The sequence below is a fragment of the Herbaspirillum seropedicae genome (assembly GCF_001040945.1).
Taxonomy (GTDB): domain Bacteria; phylum Pseudomonadota; class Gammaproteobacteria; order Burkholderiales; family Burkholderiaceae_D; genus Herbaspirillum; species Herbaspirillum seropedicae.
Window position 1 is genome coordinate 44,070 of sequence record NZ_CP011930.1, and the last position, 15,675, is coordinate 59,744.

Consider the following 15,675-nt stretch of genomic DNA (forward strand, 5'->3'; position numbering starts at 1 on the left):
TCGCGCTGCAAGCGGATCATGCGGGGCCTCACCAATCCACCTGCATCGACAACAACACCGTGCGCGGCGCAGCTACCGTGACGTAGGGCTTGTCCAGCAGCCAGGTGCTGTGATTGAAGAGGTTCTCCACGTTCAGCCGCCATACCACCGGTCGCTCGCCCAGGCGGCTGCGATAGCGTACCCCCAGATCCCAGCGCGTCCAGCTGGGCAGGCGCAGGGTGTTGGCGGCATCGTAGTAGACCGGACCGGTATGGATCATGCGGCCCGAGAAGGCCAGCCCGGGCAGCCCTGCCGGTTCCCAGTCCAGGCTCAGGTTGGCCGCCCGCAGCGGCACGCCAGGAGCGGTGCGGCCATCGTTGAGGCCGTTAGCGGTGCGCAGCAGACGAGCTTGATAGAAGGTGGCGCTGGCCAGCAGGCGCAGGCCGCGCATGAGCTCGCCGTAGGCCGACAGCTCCAGTCCGCGATTGCGCTGGCGGCCGTCGTAGCCGTAGGAACTGCTGGCCGGCGTGCTCGCCTGCGTGGTGATGACGGCGCTGGGGTTGTCGATCTGGAACCAGGCCGCTTGTGTCATCACCCTGCCCCAGTCCAGCTTCGCGCCGGCCTCCAGCTGGCGCGAACGATAGGGCGCCAGCACCTGGCCGGCATTGGCCAGGCCGGTAGGGACGATGGTGCCGCGTGTGAGCCCCGAGGTGGTGTTGGCATAGAGCGAGAGCCCTGCCACGGGCTTGACGACCAAGCCCAGCAGCGGCGAGATGGCGCTGGCCTCATAGGAGGAGAGCTGCGCACCGCTGACAGTATCGAAGCTGTCATAGCGCACCGACTGTCGACGCGCGCCCACCAGCAGTTGCAGGCGATCCTCCAGCAGCCGCAGCGTATCGGTCAGCGACAGGCTGTCCAGCGTCATATCGTAGGCCTTGCGCGGTTCAGTGCGGGCTGCGCTGATGACGGGCAGCGTGGCCGGGGCATACAGGCTGTAGGCGCTGCTGTCGGCTGAGACCAGGTAGGCATTGCCGGCCTGCTGCCTGAGCCGTGTGACACCCAGCGACACGCCGTGCCGCACCGCTCCGGTGGCCGCTTGCAGGCGCAGCCCGGCGTCGGCGCTGAGCGTGCGGCTGGCGGTGTCGTAATAGGCATTGCGCACGCTCCCTGCGCCGCTGGCGTCCACCGAGCCGGTGGGCAGGTTCTGCTGGGTGGCGCTGCGCCGCTGGCCCACGGCGGCGTAGGCGCTGAGCTGCTCGCTGAGCTCAACCTCCACCCGCGTGAGCAGCGCGTCGTCCTGGAAGCTCAACTGGTTGCCCGAAAAGAAATCCAGGTCCCCCGACGGTGGGGCCGGCAGCGCCGTCACACCCGGCAAGAAGCCGACCTGCGGACGGAAGTCGCTGCTGTTCTCGCGCTGCCGGTAGGCGTCCAGCGACCAGCGCCATCCACGGCCCCGGTAGTCCAGCGCCAGTGCGCCAGCGCCGGCGTCCTGGCGGCCGCCGGCAATGCTGGCCTCGCCCCGGCGCAAGACGGTGTTGAAGCGGATGCCCCAGGCGTCCTGCGTACCGAAGCGACGGCCCAGATCCACCTGCACGCCCGGCTGGCGGCGGCTCTGGTAGAGCGCGGTCAGCCGGGTCAGCGGTTCGTCCTCGGCACGCTTGGTCACCAGGTTGATGCTGCCGCCGATGCTGCCCTCGGGGCTGATGCCATGCAACAGCGTACCCGGCCCCTTGAGCACGTCCACCCGTTCGATCATCACCGCCGGCATGCGGTTGCCGGAGGCCAGTCCGAACAGCCCATTGACGCCCACATCACCGCTGGTGAGCCCATAGCCACGGATCTGGTAGGTCTCGCCAAAGCCGCCCGTAGAGGTGAGCATGCGGATGGATGCGTCATTGAGCACCGCGTCGGCCACGGTGCGGGCCTGCTGGTCCTGCAAGAGCTCGTTGGTGTAGTTCAGGGTAGCCAGCGGGATATCCATCACCGCCCTATTGCCCAGTACGCCCAGTGCGCCGCCGCGGGCCAGATAAGCCCCCGCGTACGCCGAGGTATCGGCCGCCGCCCGGATCGTCACGGCCGGCAGGGGCGCGCTGGCCAGCGTGTCGACCGGCTTGAGCAGATAGCTGCCATTGGCCTGACGTATCGCCTGCAACCCGGTGCCGGCCAGCAGCGCAGCCAGGCCCTGCTCGCTCTCATACTGCCCCGCCAGTCCTTCACTGTGCATGCCGGCCGTCTGCTCGGGCCGGAACGACAACAACAACCCGGCTTCCTGGCCGAAGCGGGCAAGCGCGTCTTCCAGCTTGCCTGCCGGAATGGCGTAGCTGCGCCATGTCGCCTGGGCCTGCGCCGTGACGCTGCCCGACAGCGCCAGCAGCAGCGCTGCTGTGCGCCGCCACTGTCCTGCCTTGCTTGCCTGCCTCATGTCGATACGCTGGTTCCAGGTCGGGTCAGAAAGTCGGATTCGCCAGGGAGGCGTGCCATATCGCCTTCCTCCCAGCCTTGACACGCCAGATCGGCAAACGGCTCAACGCAAGCCGTTCATGCATCGGGCGATGGCGCCAGGTACCACTGGCGGCCACCCCAGAAGCGCTGACGCAGTTGGGCCTGCAGCCCCAGCGCGGCGGCCAGGGTGGCGATGACGGCGTCGCTGTCGGCCACCGGATAGGAGCCCGAGATCCGCACGCCGCTCACGGCCGGCGCGCAGCTGAGCCGGTCGGTGGTATAGCGGCCCAGTTCGGCCAGGAAGGCGTCCAGCCGCATGCCGCGCGCCACGATCACGCCATCGGTCCAGGCCATGCGGGTCTCATCGGCCGTCGTGACATCGCCCACGCCCTGCGCGCTGAAGGCGGCTTGCTGGCCCGCCTGCAACACCCGCGCTTGTTGCGCTGCCTGGCGCGGGACCAGGCGTACCGCACCTTCCCAGACGCTGACCTCGGTGCGGCCCGCGCGCTGGCGCACCGCGTACCGGGTGCCGAGGGCGTAGGCCAGGCCCTGCGCCGTCTCCACCAGGAAGGGCCGGCCGCCGCCGGCCTTGCCAGTGGTCACCAGCAACTCGCCGCTGATGAGGCGCAGGCGACGCTCCTCGGCGCTGAAGGCCAGGTTGACGGCGCTGTGGGTGTTGAGCACCAACTGGCTGCCGTCTTCCAGCACCAGGCGGCGTTGCTGGCCGATATCGGTGCGCAGGTCGGCGCGCCATTGCTGCCAGGGTTCGGAGCGCGTGAGTCCCCAGGCGACGCCGCCGCCAAAGACCAGCAGCGCCAGCGTCTTGATGACCTGGCGGCGGTTTCCGGAGGGTGTGAGCGCGGCCTGGGCAAGGGCGGCATTGACCGGTGAAGCCAGCGCCTGCAGGCGACCGCGTACCGATTCGATGCGCCGCCACGCGCGTTCATGGTCGGGATGCGCGCTCCGCCAGGCCTCCCAGGCTTCCAGGGTGGACGGCGCAAGCGGCTGGGTTTGCAGCTCCAGCAGCCATTCCAGTGCCCGCTCGGCCACCTGCGGCGGCACGTCGGCGGCGTCGGCCGTGGGCTGGTACCAGGATGAATGCGCCAACAGCTGCCCCGGCTCTTCAGGCGCTGAAGGAGATGTCGGCGAAATAGCAGCGCTGCAAGGCCTTGACCAGGTAGCGTTTCACCGTCGGAATGGAAATGCCCAGGGCGGCTGCGACCTGGGCGTGGGTCAGGCCGTCGAGCTGCGAGAGCAGGAAAGCGCGGCGCACGATGGAAGGCAGCTCGTCGAGCAGCTGGTCCAGCTCCAGCAGGGTTTCCAGCAGGATGGCCTGCTCCTGCGGCGAGGGCGCCAGCGCCACCGGGGCCTGCGCCAGCGCCTCCAGGTAGGCCTGCTCCAGTTTCTCGCGGCGCCACAGGTTCGATACCAGCCGTTGCGCCACCGTGGTCAGGTAGGCGCGCGGCTCGTGGATCACGCTGGGCACACGCTCGCTGCCCAGCAGCCGCAGGAAGGTGTCCTGGGCCAGGTCCGCCGCCTGCTCGCTATTGCCGAGACGACGTTGCAGCCATCCCTTGAGCCAGGAATGGTGGTCGCAATAGAGGGCTTCGATAGACATGGGAACCGGCATCCCTGGACAAGTAGGCAGAAGGGCAGGCAAAGGCTGCAAAGTGTCCAGTATAAATGATAGTGATTACCATTAACAATGCCGCTGCCGGCCGCCCCTCCTCAGCCGTCGCTGTCGAGCTGCAGCGCTTCGTGAACCTGGTGGATGCGCACGACCCGGTAGTGTTCCGGTTGCTCCACCAGCACGCAGGTCTTGCCAGTGCGCTTGCAATGGTCTTGCACGCGCCAGTAGGCGCCATGGCTCAAGCACCCGGTCTGGCAGATCACCAGGTCGGCCGCGACGATGCCGGCCTCCAGTTCGGACAGGTCGGGTTCGGCCGTCGAGGGCGGGCTGGCCGAGATCGGCATCTGCAATTTCTCGCGCATCAGGTCTTGCAGCCGTGCATGCAGCTCCTTGACCTTGCGCGCCAGCCGCACGCGCGGCGCCAGGTCCGGCGCGGCCGCTTCCAGCGCGGCGCGGTCGGCCTGCGCCCAGGCCAGGGCGCTGTCGCGGGCGATGATCTGGGCGCGCAATTGCATGGTCTGGCCGCGCAGGCGGGCGATTTCCTGCGCCTGCTGCGTCAGCAGTTCACTGCAGCGTTTCTGCACGGCGGCCAGGTGGCGCAGCAGGATAGCGTGTTCCACCGACGCAGGATCAGGGGGCGGTGTGGGCTGTGCGGGCTGTGTTTCTTCGTTCATGTCTTGTCTCCCTTGCGGTCACGTCGGGCCGCAGGAGCTGCGTCACGACGAACGGCTACCGATTATAGATGAGAATGATTGTCATTTGCTGATTTCATCAGCAGGGTTATTTCCCCGCTCGCTGGAAAAATATAAAAAAAACGGTCCCGACAAAGTCGGGACCGTTGACTGCCGCACCGTCACTTCAGTAGCGGTCTCATCCTCAGCGGGCGCGGGCGGCGCCCGGCCAGAGGCGCACCACCAGCGCCAAGCCAGCTGCCAACGTTGCCAGCGCCACCACGGCAATCCAGCCCCATTGCGCCAGCACCAGGCTGCCCAAGGCTGCACCAGCGGCCATACCGATGAACATGCCGACGAACAGGATGGCGTTGAGGCGGCTGCGAGCGCCGGGCTCGATGCTGTAGACGATGGTCTGGTGCGCCACCAGGGTAGCCTGCACGCCCAGGTCAAAACCCACCGCAGCCACTGCCAGCAGCACCAGCTGCCCCTGGGTCGAGAACCACGGCGACAGCGCCATGGCGGCGAAGGACACGATGGCCAGACCCACGCCCAGACGGGTCACCAGTTCCGGGCCCTTCTTGTCCGAGATGCGCCCTGCCAAGGGTGCGGCCAGTGCACCCGCTGCGCCTGCCAGGCCGAACGCGCCGGCCGCTGCGCTGCCGAGGTGGAACGGCGCGCCGTGCAGCATCACCGCCAGGGTCGACCAGAAGGCCGAGAAGCCGACCGACAGCAAGCCTTGCGCCAGCGCGGCGCGGCGCAGCGCCCCATGCTTCTTGAACAAGGTCGCCAGCGAAGCCATCAACGCGCCATACGACAGGTGCGTCGTCGGATGGAAGCGCGGCAGCCCGCGCCACGCCGCCAGCCCGATCAGGGCGATACTGACCGCAGCCGCCACGAACATGGCGCGCCAGCCAAAATGCTCGGCCACGAATCCGCTGACCACGCGCGAGAGCAGGATGCCCAGCAGCAAGCCCGTCATCACGGTGCCCACGACGCGGCCCCGGCTTTGTTCCGGCGCCAGGCTTGCCGCCGCCGGGACGATGTCTTGGGCCAATGTGGCCGTGAGCCCCACCGCCAGGCTGGCCGCCAGCAGCGCGCCCACGCCCGAGGCCGCGCCAGCCAGCAGCAGCGCCGCCGTCAGGATGGCGGCCTTGATCAGGATGATGCGGCGGCGGTCATACCGGTCGCCCAGCGGCGCCAGCAACAGGATGCCCAGCGCATAGCCGAGCTGGGTGGACATCGGCACCATGCCGACGGCGCGTTCGGAGGCGCCGATGTCATCGGCCAGCACCCCCAGCATGGGTTGCGAGTAATACAACGAGGCCACGGCCAGGCCGGCCCCCGAGGCCAGCAACAGGATCAGCGAAGAAGACAGCCCATGGGCCGAGGCCCCCGGTTGTGCCCCGGTGTGGCCTGTATGCGTCTTTTGAATGGTATTCATGGTGGAAACTCCGTTCAGGTAGTCGTGCTGCCGACCCGGGAAATCCCCTCTCTGCCAGCGTTGGAACGGATTTTCCGCCACCCGGCGGGGTTGCGGTAGTAGCGCCGACGGCAGAATTGTTATACGTTAGCCGTATGACCAAGCCCTCTATCCCTGCTTCCCCTGCCTCCCCCGCCTCCCCCGCCTTTTCGGCCACCGGCCTGACCGACCGCATCGAGCTCATGCAGACCTTCGTGCGCATCGTCGAAGCCGGCAGCCTCTCGGCCGCCGCCGCGCAACTGGCCACCACCCAGCCCACCATCAGCCGCCGCCTGCAGACGCTGGAGCGCTCGCTCGGGGTGCGCCTGCTGCAACGCTCCACCCACGCGATGAAGATGACCGAGGACGGCGAGCGCTGCTACGAGCGCGCCAAGGAATTGCTGGCCGGCTGGGATGATTTCGAAAACGAGCTGCGCGGTGCGCGCCAGCATGCCGAGGGTGCGTTACGGGTGGTGGTGCCGCACGCCTTTGGGCAGAAGCAACTGATCGGACCGCTGGCGCAGTTCATGCGCCAGCATCCGCGCATCACGGTGGAATGGCTGCTGCATGACCGCGCCGCCGACTTCATCAGCCAGGGCATCGACTGCGCCATCCAGGTCGGCGAGGTCAACGATCCCTCAGTGGTGGCCATCCACCTGGCCGAAGTGCCGCGCATGACCGTGGTGGCGCCCTCGGTGCTGGCCGGCCGCCCCATGCCGCGCCACCCGGCCGACCTGGCCGAGTTGCCCTGGATCGCCATTCCCGCCTTCTACCGCCGCGAAGTCACCCTCACCCACGCCCACACGGGCGAGCAGCGCCAGGTCTCCTTCCGTCCGCAACTGGTCACCGACAGCCTGTACGCCCTGCGCAATACCGCCGTCGCGGGACTGGGGGTGGCCGTCGGTTCGTCCTGGGTGCTCAATGAAGATGTGGCTGCGGGCCGGCTGGTGCAGTTGCTGCCGGACTGGCAGCCGGCCCCGCTGCCGGTCTGCCTGCTCTACCCCTATGCCCGCTTCCAGCCCGCGCGGCTGCGCCACTTCATCGATACCATGAAGGAAGCCATGCCGGCGGTGGTGCATCAGGCCGTGGGCTGGGGCGCATCGCCGTCCTGAGCGCCCTGGCCGCTGCGCCTAGCCGGCGCGCTGGTCCAGCCGCATGGTGCGATGGCGGGCGTAGTGCTGGTGCCACGAGAAGGCCTCGCCCAGCAGGTGCGGTGTGTGGCCGCCGGCCTGGCAGGCGCGCTCGAAGTAGTCGCGCAGCTGGGCGCGATAGTCCGGATGGCAGCACTGCTCGATGACCTTCACCGCCCGCTCGCGCGGCGCCAGACCGCGCAGGTCGGCCAGGCCCCATTCGGTGACCAGCACATCGACATCATGCTCGCTGTGGTCCACATGCGAGACCATCGGTACCACACTGGAAATGGCGCCATCCTTGGCCACCGACTTGGATACGAAGATCGAGATCTGCCCATTGCGCGCAAAATCGCCCGAGCCGCCAATGCCGTTCATCATGTGGGTGCCGCCCACGTGGGTGGAATTGACATTGCCGTAGAGGTCGAACTCCAGCGCCGTATTCAACCCGATGATGCCCAGCCGGCGCACCAGCTCGGGATGGTTGCTGATCTCTTGCGGACGCAGCACTACCTTGTCGCGGTAACGGTCGATGTTGGCGAGGAAATGCGCATACTTGTCCTGCGACAGCGTGATCGACGAGGCCGACGCAAACGCCAGCTGGCCCGAATCGAGCAGGTCGATGGCGCTGTCCTGCAAGACTTCCGAATACATCACCAGGTTGCGGAAGGGCGACTCCACCAGTCCATGCAACACCGCATTGGCAATGGTGCCAATACCGGCCTGCAGCGGCGCCAGCGTATGCGGCAGCCGGCCCGCTTCCACTTCGCATTCGAGGAAATGGATGACGTGGCCGGCGATGGCGCGGGTCTCGTCATCGGGCGGCAAGACCGACGAGGGGCTGTCGGGCGTCTGCGTGAGCACGATGGCCACCACCTTGGCCGGATCGAAGGGGATGGTGGTGCTGCCGATGCGCTGGTCCGCCACCGTCAACGGGATCGGTTCACGCGCCGGACGGGCCGCCGGCAGATAGATGTCGTGCAAGCCTTCCAGCGCCAGCGGCACACTGGTGTTGAGTTCGATCACGATCTGCCGCGCCTGCTCCACGAAGCTGGCCGAATTGCCCACCGACATGGTCGGCACGATGCCCTCTTCGGTGATGGCGGCGGCTTCGATGACGGCGATGTCGATGCGCGAGGGTGTGCCGCTGCGTAGTTGCTCGGCGGTCTCAGACAGATGCTGGTCGATGAACATCACCTCGCCCGCATTGATCTTGCGACGCAGGGTCGGATCGACCTGGAAGGGCAGGCGTCGCGCCAGCAGGCCCGCTTCGGCCATGAGGCCATCGCTGCCGTTGCCCAGCGAGGCGCCGGTGATGACGGTGAAATGCAGTTCTTCCTGCGCCGCCCGGTCGGCCAGCGCGCGCGGCATGGCCTTGGCGTCGCCGGCGCGGGTGAACCCGCTCAGGCCGATGGTCATGCCGTTGTGGAAGAAGGTGGCCGCCTCGGCGGCGGACATGACTTTGCCCGCCAAGGCGGGCTGGCGGATGCGCTGGCTATCCATGAGAGTGTGCTCCTGCTCGGGTTCTTTAGGGAGTGAGAAGTGCATCCGTGACGGACTTCTTGCATTCTTGTTGGTCCAAGTATAGGAGCCGCGTACTATGCGCTGTATGATTAAAATTCCCGTTTTCCAGTCATAGAACGCATAGCTCCCTACCCCGCCGAAAGTCCCTCGCCATGGATATCCGCGCCCTGCGCTACTTCACCGAAACGGTGCGCCACAGCAGCTTCAGTCGCGCCGCCGACGCCCTGCACGTCACCCAGTCCACCGTCAGCAAGATGGTGCGCCAGCTCGAGGAAGAAGTGGATGCGCCGCTGCTCATCCGCGATGGCCGCCGCTTGCAGCTCACCGATACCGGCCGCGTGGTCTACGAACAGGGCCAGCAGATCCTGGCCGCGATGCAGCGCCTGCACGCCGAGGTGCGCGATACCAAGGCGCTACGCTCGGGCCGGCTGGAGATCGGCATCCCGCCCATGATCAACATCCTCTGCACGCCCGTGCTCAAGGCCTTCCGCGAACGTCATCCCGACATCGCCGTGGTCCTGCAGGAAGACACCGGACCGCAGATCGAGCAGCGCGTGGCCAATGGCGAACTGGAGATCGGCATGACCGTGCTGCCGGCCGATCCTGAACTGGGACTGGAAACCCTGCCGGTGGCCAGCTATCCGATGTGGGCCGTGGCCCAGGCCGGCAGCTTCCAGAAGAACCGCGCCAGCCTGCGCTGCGCCCAGCTCGATGGCATGCCGCTGGTCCTGCTCAACAATGAATTCGGCCTGACCCGCAGCCTGCGCGGCGTCTTCCGCGAACACGGCATCAAGCCCGAGATCGTGGCCCAGAGCGCCCAGTGGGACTGGCTGGTGGCCATGGCCCTGGCCGGCATGGGGACGGCCCTGCTGCCCGAGCCCTTCATCCACCGCCTGGCCACCCAGCAGTTGCAGGCCGTGCGGCTGGTCGAGCCCGAGGTGCAGTGGAAGGTCGCCTACGTCACCCGGGGCGGCTATCTCTCCCATGCGGCCCACGCCTGGATGGCGGTCTCCGCGCAACTGTTCGCGGGCGGCAAGCTGCGCAAGAGCGCGAGCTGAAGCATCCATGCACAGAGGGAATGCAATATCGGAACTTAAGTCATACCGTGCATGCAGCGCTTTCCTATACTGATCAGGCCGATACCTGCCTCCCCTCTTCATCCGCGCCGGCGGAACCGGAATGACGTCGTTGCGGCCATGAGCGCGCAGGTGTCGGCACTCTCCACGCCAGCCGCCTCCCTCCGCCCACCTGATCATGCCGCCGCTCCTGACGCCGCGTTTTTCCCAGTATTTCTCGCTGTACCGCCTGCTCCTGCTCTCCCATTGCCGCCGCTGCCGCACCCGCGTGGAGCGCTGGCGCGCGCAATTCCCCCTGCGCCACGCCAATCTGTCCGAAGGCCTGCGCGCCGCCTGCAGCGCGGCGGCCATGCTGCTGTTGGGCGAATGGCTGGGCAATCCCCTGTTTTCCTGGGCCGCCATCGGCGCCTTCCTCACCTGCCTGGCTGACAGCGCCGGTTCCAACCGCGCCCGCCTGGCCTCCATGGGCGGCTTCGCGCTGGCCTCCACGCTGGGCGGAATGGTCGCCGCCAGCGCCGCTTCCCTGAGCGTGGAACTGGGCTGGCTGACCATCATGGCCTGCGCCGGCGTGGCGGGCTTCTCGCGCATCTATGGCGCCGCTGCCGGGCTGGTGCTGATGCTGGCCGCCGGCGTCTCGGCCATCATGGCCGATGCCCCGGTGATCCTGTGGCCGCTCTCCCAGAGCCACGTGCTGATCTACTTTGGTGGTTGCCTGTGGGCGCTGCTGCTGGGGCTGACGGTGTGGCGCATCCATCCCTTCGGGCCGGCGCGGCAAGCCGTGGCGCGCGCCTACGGCACGCTGGCCGAGCTGGCCTCCATTGCCGCGGCCAACGGCCTGGACGACCCGGCCTACGCCATGCACGCCGCCGACCTGGCTGCGCATGCACGCCGTCATGCGCGTTTCGACATCGCCGCCGCGCGTCGCGCCCTGCAAGCCGTGGCCGTGGAGCGCACCGAATCGCGCCGCCTCTACGACAACCTGCTGGTGCGCCTGGCCCGCGCTGACGATCTGCTCGATGGCGTCACCCTGCTGGTGGACCTGCAGCTGACGCACTACCAGGAACCCCGCGCACGCCAGCGCACCACGCGGGTGCTGGCCGGCATTGCCCGCCAGCTGCAGGCCATGCAGGCCGCCATGAGCCAGGGCGAAGCCATTGCCGCCGACGAGGATGCGCGCATCATGGCGCGTCTGCGTCAACTGGTGGCGCGCCTGCCCAGCGGCACAGGCCGCTTGTTGCAACAGGTGCATACGCCCTTGGCCGTGGGCAGCGACGACCCGGCCGGACTCAAGCTGATGGCCCGCAGCGCTGCGCCCGCACCCGCCCTGCCGGCGATCCTGCTGCATCGTGTGCGGGCGTGGTGGCGCAAGGCCGCCTCGCATGCGGCCACTGGATCGGCCGAGTGGCATCACGCCTGGCGTTGCGCGGCAGCGGCCGGCGCCACCTACCTCATCGTGCATCTGCTGGAACTGCCCTTCGGTTACTGGGCCACCATGGCGACCATGCTGGTGATGCAGCCGAGCATTGCCGAAAGCTGGTCGCGCAGCATGGAGCGCGCCGTCGGCAGCGTGGTGGGCGGCGTGCTGGCCGTGGTGCTTTGCCTGGTGGTGCATTCGCCGCTGGCGCTGGCCCTGCTGGTGTTTCCCCTCACGGTGTTGACCATGGCCTTGAAGCCGGTCAGCTATGGGCTGTACGCCACCTTCCTCACGCCGGTATTCGTGCTGGTGGCCGATGTGGGCGGCGATCCTGCGCACGAACTGGCCAATGCCGCACTGCGCGCCGGCAACAATGTCATCGGCGCGGTGGTGGCAGTGCTGGCCAGCTATCTGTTCTGGCCGCGCCGTCATCCCGAAGATCCGCAGGCGCAATTGCAGCGCATGGCCCAGCTCAACCTGGCCTATCTGATCGAGGCCCTGGCCACGCCGGCTGCGCCGCCCATGGCCACGCTGCACGCCCACCGCCGCGCCGCCTGCGTGGCCAATGTGGAAGCCGGCCTGCTGCTGCAACGGGTGGCGCGCGAGCGCGGCTGGCCCGAGCGTGATCATGGCCGCGGACGCACTGCGGTGGCCCTGTCGCGGCGGCTGGCGGCAGCGGCCAGCCACATCTGGGCGCACCCGCAGGCGGCGTCACCGGAATTGCTGGGCTGGCTGCGCGCGCTGGCCGCGGCCTTGTCCGCGCATCAGAGCAGGGCGCTGCACGACTTGCTGCGCCACCGCCCCGCCCCCATGCACCTGGCCCAGGCCGCGGCGGTGGAGACCGCCTGCCTGCTGGTGGCCACGCTCGATGCGGACACCGCGATGCCCGCAGGAAAATAAGCGGAAACAAAATCGCCCTTCCCTGTTCGAACCGGAAAAACGCTTCTGCGTGCCGCTTCGACAACATGCCAATGGAAGGGAATGGATGAGCATTGACCTGGATTTTCTCTACAACATGAACGAGGGCCCGCTGCGCTCCGGCCTCATCGTGCTGGGCGTGGCCCTGGTGGCCGTGGTGGTGGCGGTGTTCCTGCACCGGGTGGGGATCGCGGTGGTGCGGCGGCTGGCACGGGGCCGCCCCTTCACCACCACCGCTACCGAGGTCACCTTCAGCGCCAGCCGTACCTGCGTGATCCTGTTCATGCTGCGCCTGGTGCTCACCGGCGCACCCGACAATACCCCTGGGTTGACCAGCATTTCCTACCTCACTTCCATCGGCCTGATCCTGGCGCTGACCTGGTTCCTGATCCGTTGCGTCAAGTCGGTCAGCCTGACTGTCATCAATCTCAATCCCTATGACGTGGCCGACAACCTCAAGGCACGCCGCATCCTCACCCAGACCCGGGTGCTCTCGCGCAGCGCCTATTTCATCATCGCCATGCTGGGCCTGTCCTTCGTGCTGTTGACGCTGCCCGGCGCGCGCCAGTTCGGCGCCAGCCTGCTGGCCTCGGCCGGGGTGGCCGGCATCGTCGCCGGTATCGCGGCCAAGCCGGTGCTGGGCAATTTCTTTGCGGGTTTGCAGATCGCCTTTTCGCAGCCGATCCGCATCGACGACGTGCTCATCGTCAAGGGTGAATGGGGCCGCGTGGAAGAGATCACCGGTACCTTCGTGGTGGTGCGCATCTGGGACGAGCGACGCATGATCGTGCCGCTGCAATGGTTCATCGAGAACCCCTTCGAGAACTGGACCCACACCTCTTCCACCATCCTCGGCACGGTGTTCCTGTGGCTGGACTTCTCGGTGCCCACGCAGGCCATCCGGGACGAGTTCGAGCGCGTCTGCAAGAGCCTGCCGCTATGGGACAAGCGCGTCTGCGTCATGCATGTCACCGATGCCAGCGAGCGCACGATGCAGGTGCGCCTGCTGGTCTCAGCCAAGGATTCGGGCAGCGCCTTCGACCTGCGCTGCCAGATCCGCGAACACATGATCGGCTTCATCGCCCGCAACTATCCGGGTGCGCTACCGCGCCTGCGCGCCGAGGTCGAGGCGCGCAACGATCCCGAGGCGATCGACAGCATCATCGACGGACCGCCCACGCAGAAGGCCTGAGCGCGCTTGACGCTGCGCAGACGCTGGACATGACAAGGGCCTCGGATCACGAGGCCCTTGTCATGTCTGGCCTGCGGCAACTGTCGTGCAGCGTGCCGCAGGCGCAAGGCGCTTACTGGTCGGTGACCTTCATCTCGCCATTGGCGCGGGCTTGCGCCAGCTCGGCGCGCACTTGCTCGCGCGTCTTGCCGTTCTGTGCCACGGCGTGGGTATCCGCGTCGTTGAGGCCCTGGTCGCGGTCCGTGACCAGCAGCTGACCCTGGCTACGGGCTTGTTGCAGTTCAGCGATCACGTCGGCGCGGGTCTTGGTGGAGACGAACTGGGTCTCGGCCGGATACGGTGCTTCGGCCATGGCGGCGCCAACGGTAGTGCTCAGCAGCAGGGCTGCGAAGAGGTGCTTGGTGTTCATGATCTTTCCTTTCTGGTGTGGGGCTGATGAGCGCCGCGCAGGGCGGCGGCTGGCTCATCGGCAACGATTCGATGCAATAGGGGCGACTGGATTACAGGGCGCGGTCCTGGGCGTTGCTCACGGCGCTGCCCTGGGTGCGGGCTTGTTGCAGTTCCTGCTGCACTTGCTGGCGGGTCAGGGTCGAGTGGAAGGGCTTGTCGACCGGGTACTGGTCGGTGACCAGCAGTTCGCCATTGGCGCGGGCTTGCTTCAGTTCTGCGACCACTTCAGCACGGGTACGGGTGGAGACCACGGGCTGGTCCATCGGGTATTGGTCGGTGACGAGGATCTCGCCATTGGCGCGTGCCTGTTGCAGTTCGGCAATCACGTCGGCGCGGGTCTTGGTGGAAACGAACTGGCTTTCCACGGGATACGGGGCTTCGGCCATGGCGGCGCCCACAGCGGTAGTCAGCAGCAGGCCGGCGAAGAGGTTCTTGGCAATATTCTTGGTGTTCATGATCGTTCCTTGTGAGAGATAAGGATGAGCACTTCAACCCGGCCCGACGCTTGTGGATCAGTCGTTGTGTGCTGTCATCGTGGAACCAAGTTTAGGGATCGGGCTGGCCGAGAAAAAGCCGACAAACCGGAATACATCATTCCAGAAATGCGAACAATCAGTTTTTTCGATGCTGTACTTGGCCTTTTTCGCTGCAACTGCACATGCTGGATGGGCCAGGCGTTAAGGCACTATTAAAGATAAGTTATTGATTATTATAGGAAAGAGGCGGTATCTCGCTGTGGTGTCGGCCACCGCACCCCGCATCGACTTTGCGATGCCGCAAAGCGAATTCTATCGGGCCGATACAAAATGCCAATGACTTGTTCAAACTATTTGATCAAGTTTTTCAGGGCTTCGTTATATACGCTAAGATATAGCGAAGCCGGCCACCCCGCCCTGCTCCTTCCCTCCCACGAACCTGTCGTCGCCCATGAACAAGACCGCCCTCGCCCTGCGCCATGTCGTTTCCGAAGATCTGGGCCAATTGGCGCCGCTGCTGGCGCGCAGTGGCTACCAGGTGCGCCATTTCGACGTCGGCGTAGACAGTTTCGACCAGGTCTCGCCGCTGGATGCGGACCTGCTCATCGTGCTGGGCGGTCCCATTGCGGTCTATGACACCGAGGCCTATCCCTGGCTGCGCGCCGAGATCGCCTGGTTGCGCGCGCGCCTGCTGGAAGACCTGCCCACGCTGGGCCTGGGCCTGGGTGCGCAGCTCATGGCGGCAGCGCTGCATGCCCGCGTCTATCCCGGCAGTTGCGGCAAGGAAATCGGCTGGAGCCGCCTGCAGGCCGGCCCGCACCTGGACGAGCATGCCTGGTTGCGCCAGCTGGTGGACCAGGAAACCCGCGTGCTGCACTGGCATGGCGACACCTTCGACCTGCCGCGCGGGGCGCGCCACCTCGCCTCTTCCGACATGTACCCGCACCAGGCCTTCGCCTGGGGCCGCCATTGCCTGGCGCTGCAATTCCACCCCGAAGTGGACGTGCGCACGGTCGAGCAATGGATGCTGGGCCATGCCCATGAGATCGCCCACACCCGCAATATCAGCCTGGCGCGGCTGCGCGCAGACGCCCAGCAATATGGACGCCGCTTCGAGGAGGCGGCGCGACGCTTCTGGCAGGGCTGGCTGCACAGCCTGGATGGCCTGGACGGCAGCGAGGAACACAGGCGCAGCGCCTAGGCCGTTTTTTCAGCCCGCATTTTCAGTCCCCCTTTTTCTACACCCTCTTTTTCTACACCCTCTTTTTCTACACCCTCTTTTTCTACACCCTCTTTTTCTACACCCCTTTT

Annotated in this window: 13 protein-coding genes; 5 read left to right on the forward strand and 8 right to left on the reverse strand. The window is 66.8% G+C overall.

Going from position 1 to position 15,675, the window contains the following annotated elements:
- Positions 1 to 28 precede the first annotated feature (28 nt).
- The 5 genes from ACP92_RS00165 to ACP92_RS00185 form a co-directional block, all read right to left on the reverse strand.
- Positions 29 to 2,401, reverse strand: a complete 2,373-nt coding sequence (locus tag ACP92_RS00165) for a TonB-dependent receptor (RefSeq protein WP_013232118.1) — start codon at positions 2,399 to 2,401, stop codon at positions 29 to 31.
- 116 nt (positions 2,402 to 2,517) lie between these two features.
- Positions 2,518 to 3,528 carry a FecR domain-containing protein gene (locus tag ACP92_RS00170; RefSeq protein WP_013232119.1) on the reverse strand — a complete coding sequence of 337 codons (1,011 nt, stop codon included), beginning with the start codon at positions 3,526 to 3,528 and terminating at the stop codon, positions 2,518 to 2,520.
- Between the two features lie 16 nt (positions 3,529 to 3,544).
- Positions 3,545 to 4,039, reverse strand: coding sequence for a sigma-70 family RNA polymerase sigma factor (locus tag ACP92_RS00175; protein WP_269147543.1), 495 nt, complete (start codon positions 4,037 to 4,039; stop codon positions 3,545 to 3,547).
- Between the two features lie 110 nt (positions 4,040 to 4,149).
- Positions 4,150 to 4,725: a DUF2325 domain-containing protein gene (locus ACP92_RS00180; protein WP_013232121.1), complete on the reverse strand. Its 576-nt coding sequence runs from the start codon at positions 4,723 to 4,725 to the stop codon at positions 4,150 to 4,152.
- 202 nt (positions 4,726 to 4,927) lie between these two features.
- Positions 4,928 to 6,166, reverse strand: coding sequence for an MFS transporter (locus tag ACP92_RS00185; RefSeq protein WP_013232122.1), 1,239 nt, complete (start codon positions 6,164 to 6,166; stop codon positions 4,928 to 4,930).
- A 134-nt stretch (positions 6,167 to 6,300) separates the two neighbouring features.
- On the opposite strand from ACP92_RS00185, the gene ACP92_RS00190 reads away from it, so the two are divergent.
- On the forward strand, positions 6,301 to 7,296 hold the full coding sequence (locus ACP92_RS00190) for a LysR family transcriptional regulator (protein WP_041309917.1): 996 nt from the start codon (positions 6,301 to 6,303) through the stop codon (positions 7,294 to 7,296).
- Positions 7,297 to 7,314: 18 nt separating this feature from the next.
- On the opposite strand, the gene ACP92_RS00195 is transcribed toward ACP92_RS00190, so the two are convergent.
- Complete coding sequence (locus ACP92_RS00195; protein WP_013232124.1) at positions 7,315 to 8,817, reverse strand: acetyl-CoA hydrolase/transferase family protein; 1,503 nt, start codon at positions 8,815 to 8,817, stop codon at positions 7,315 to 7,317.
- Between the two features lie 173 nt (positions 8,818 to 8,990).
- Between ACP92_RS00195 and ACP92_RS00200 the strand changes: the two genes are divergently transcribed.
- The 3 genes from ACP92_RS00200 (at position 8,991) to ACP92_RS00210 (ending at position 13,438) form a co-directional block, all read left to right on the forward strand.
- Positions 8,991 to 9,896 (forward strand): LysR substrate-binding domain-containing protein, encoded by a 906-nt coding sequence (locus ACP92_RS00200; protein ID WP_013232125.1) that lies wholly within the window; start codon positions 8,991 to 8,993, stop codon positions 9,894 to 9,896.
- Between the two features lie 196 nt (positions 9,897 to 10,092).
- Positions 10,093 to 12,228: an FUSC family protein gene (locus tag ACP92_RS00205; protein ID WP_013232126.1), complete on the forward strand. Its 2,136-nt coding sequence runs from the start codon at positions 10,093 to 10,095 to the stop codon at positions 12,226 to 12,228.
- An 85-nt stretch (positions 12,229 to 12,313) separates the two neighbouring features.
- Positions 12,314 to 13,438: a mechanosensitive ion channel family protein gene (locus ACP92_RS00210; protein WP_013232127.1), complete on the forward strand. Its 1,125-nt coding sequence runs from the start codon at positions 12,314 to 12,316 to the stop codon at positions 13,436 to 13,438.
- A gap of 112 nt (positions 13,439 to 13,550) precedes the next feature.
- On the opposite strand, the gene ACP92_RS00215 is transcribed toward ACP92_RS00210, so the two are convergent.
- Together ACP92_RS00215 and ACP92_RS00220 are read right to left on the reverse strand one after the other, a co-directional pair.
- Positions 13,551 to 13,847 carry a DUF4148 domain-containing protein gene (locus ACP92_RS00215; protein WP_041309920.1) on the reverse strand — a complete coding sequence of 99 codons (297 nt, stop codon included), beginning with the start codon at positions 13,845 to 13,847 and terminating at the stop codon, positions 13,551 to 13,553.
- A gap of 91 nt (positions 13,848 to 13,938) precedes the next feature.
- Complete coding sequence (locus ACP92_RS00220; protein WP_041309923.1) at positions 13,939 to 14,343, reverse strand: DUF4148 domain-containing protein; 405 nt, start codon at positions 14,341 to 14,343, stop codon at positions 13,939 to 13,941.
- Positions 14,344 to 14,815: 472 nt separating this feature from the next.
- On the opposite strand from ACP92_RS00220, the gene ACP92_RS00225 reads away from it, so the two are divergent.
- Positions 14,816 to 15,565, forward strand: coding sequence for a glutamine amidotransferase (locus tag ACP92_RS00225; protein WP_013232129.1), 750 nt, complete (start codon positions 14,816 to 14,818; stop codon positions 15,563 to 15,565).
- The last annotated feature ends 110 nt before the right edge of the window (positions 15,566 to 15,675 follow it).